At 68.7% G+C, this 2,467-nt stretch carries 2 protein-coding genes and 1 tRNA gene; 1 reads left to right on the top strand and 2 read right to left on the bottom strand.

Translation table 11 applies throughout. The features are described 5' to 3' along the window. Positions 1-424 precede the first annotated feature (424 nt). Positions 425-922: a cytochrome c5 family protein gene (locus G7A99_RS24980; RefSeq protein ID WP_205599908.1), complete on the bottom strand. Its 498-nt coding sequence runs from the start codon at positions 920-922 to the stop codon at positions 425-427. Between the two features lie 191 nt (positions 923-1,113). On the opposite strand from G7A99_RS24980, the gene G7A99_RS18065 reads away from it, so the two are divergent. Further along, positions 1,114-1,190 (top strand) — tRNA-Arg (locus tag G7A99_RS18065). A gap of 53 nt (positions 1,191-1,243) precedes the next feature. Here G7A99_RS18065 and G7A99_RS18070 read toward each other — a convergent pair. Further along, positions 1,244-2,467 (bottom strand): hypothetical protein (locus tag G7A99_RS18070; RefSeq protein WP_163142779.1); only part of this gene is annotated, 1,224 nt, incomplete at its 5' end.

Genomic DNA, 2,467 nt, shown 5'->3' on the forward strand with positions numbered 1-2,467 from the left:
GCCTCGCCGCCTGCCGGGGCCGCCTGCGCCGCACCGATGCCCAGGATCAGGGCAACAACGAAAACACTCGACACGTGCCTTGCCATGATCATCACCTCTGCCTGTATTTGCCGGGAGGAAGGCAACGCCAAGACTCTCACGTAATCCGAATCCGGACTATCCGTAAAAACACCTAACCGCCGGTCGCCCGGAGCCGACAGGCAGCCCCCAGCATCAGGAAAAGCAGATGAGACCACGGCCAGGTGGCGGAACGGTCCCGATGGAACGGCAACCCGGGGTGAGACGGGCCATCGTGTCAGTGAGGAGTACGGCCCGCGTCGGCGGCGCCGTCACGCGCCCGCCGCCCGGGCGGGCGGCGGACATGATCGGAATGCGGATCGGGGCGGGACAGGGCGCGTCCTCGCAGACACGCCCCGTACCATGGCTACCCCCCGACGCTCAGGCCGGCCTGATCGACCATCCAGTGGATGGCCTCGCGGATCTCCTCCTCGGAGGCGGAGCCCTTCTGGGGCGGCATGTTGTTGAAACCGTTGGAGGCATGGTTCACGAGGGTGTCCATGCCCTTGTCGACACGCGGCGACCAGGCCGCCTTGTCGCCGATCTTCGGCGCCCCCAGCGTGCCACTCTGATGGCAGGCGGCACAGACCTGGTTCACCACCTCCTCACCGGAGCGCGGCCCGCTGCTGGCCTCCTCCTGACCGCCGCCGGCGGCGAGTTCCGGCATGGCCTCGCCGGTGAGGCGGACCTGTCCGACCGGTTCGAGGTTCTGCGCCGCCCGCTCGGCCGTGAACTGCCGGCGTTCCTCGGTATTGCCGTCGTAAAGCGTTGCCGCAATGATGGCCAGCACCACCGCCGTCACCACGAGGCCGCCGATGACGACGATGAAATTGCGAATGAACTTTCTGTCTTCCTGGCGACTCACCGCGTCCCCCCAAAGAGTCAGTGCCAGACACCGGCCACGCCGGGTCTGCTAGCGGAGTAAGGGGCAGGGACCCCGAACGGAAACGAGGGCAGAGTATATCGAGAATGGCCAGTGGCGAAAACTCGCCGGCCACAGGCCGTACCGATGCTTGGACATCACCCCGGCGACGCGATATTCTGTGCCTTCTCAACGCGCCCGTAGCTCAGCTGGATAGAGCGTCGGCCTCCGGAGCCGAAGGTCGCAGGTTCGAATCCTGCCGGGCGCGCCAGATTCGCGATGAGCCCGGCCGCGCACCGGGCTTTTTCGTTAGGGTCCGCACGGTCACGGCCCGGGCACGTAGCTCAGCCCCAGCGTGGGCCGGACACCGCGATAGTCGATCACGCCGTCCTCGTAGCGGACCGCGAACACCGACGACAGGCTCGCCCGCCACGCCCCGCCCCACAGGCGCCAGTCCAGTGCAATGCTCGCCCGGCGGTGGCGTGTCACCGAGTGCTCGATCCGGTTGCGGGTCATGCCACCGGCCAGTCCGGCACGCAGGGTTGCGTGGCGGATCAGCTGCCAGACGTAGTTCGCACTGAGGGCCCGGGTCACACGCTCGATCTCGCCGAGCTCGTCCTCGCGGTGGCTCACGAAGGCATCGGTGGAGAAGTCGCCGGGACCCATCGACCCGGTCAGCGACAGCCCGGTCAGCCGGACATCCACCGGGTTGTCACTCTCCAGCGCCTCGCGCACGTAACGGACCCGGGCCCGCGCGGCGAGCCCGCCGGCCAGGCGCCAGCCCCCCTGCAGCGCGGTGATGCGCTGGTCCGCCGGGATGTCGGCTCCCGCGGGCCGGTAATCCTCGCCGTAACGCTCGTAGGACAGCCGCCAGTCATACGGCAACATCCCGCCTTCACCGCTCAACGCCAGGAACCGGGCGGTGTCGGCGTGACCGTGCCCGCCAGCGGCGTCGTAGTCACCACTGAAACGCCCGTACTCCATCTCCATGGAAAGCCGCTGGCCGGCGACGGTGAGATCCCTCTGCCAGCTCAGGCTCCCGACGTCCTGGTTGATGCCTTCCAGCGCTGGCACCTCCGCCGCCGGCCCGTCGTAGCGGATCGCCGAGAGCGACACGGCACCGACGATGGTGTCCTCGATACGCCAGCGCCCGCCGCTGTAGCGTGAGCCGCCGCCTTCGCCGCTGCCGGAAAACAGCCGCATCGACTGGCTCGGCCCGGTGGTACGCGGGCGGAACAGCACCGACGCACCATCGATGGAGCGGTTGAAGGTGCGCGCGGAGGTGTCCACCGAGAGGTCTCCCGCCTTGACGCGGAAGGGCACGGGGGCCTGGTCGTTCTCCCAGGTCAGGCTGGCACGGCGCACGCTACCACTGCGGTAACGGCCGTCGTCTCCGGCCAGGGCGCCGGAGAAATCCCCCCGCAGCGTGCCGTAGGCGGAGAGACGCCGGTCGCTGCGCAGATGCAGCTCGTCGGCCGCGAAGGCCTCACTTGCGCTTACGCTGACCGGATCCCCCTCGATGCCGCGCCGCTCGACACGCAGGGCCTC

The organism is Arhodomonas sp. KWT (assembly GCF_010993615.1).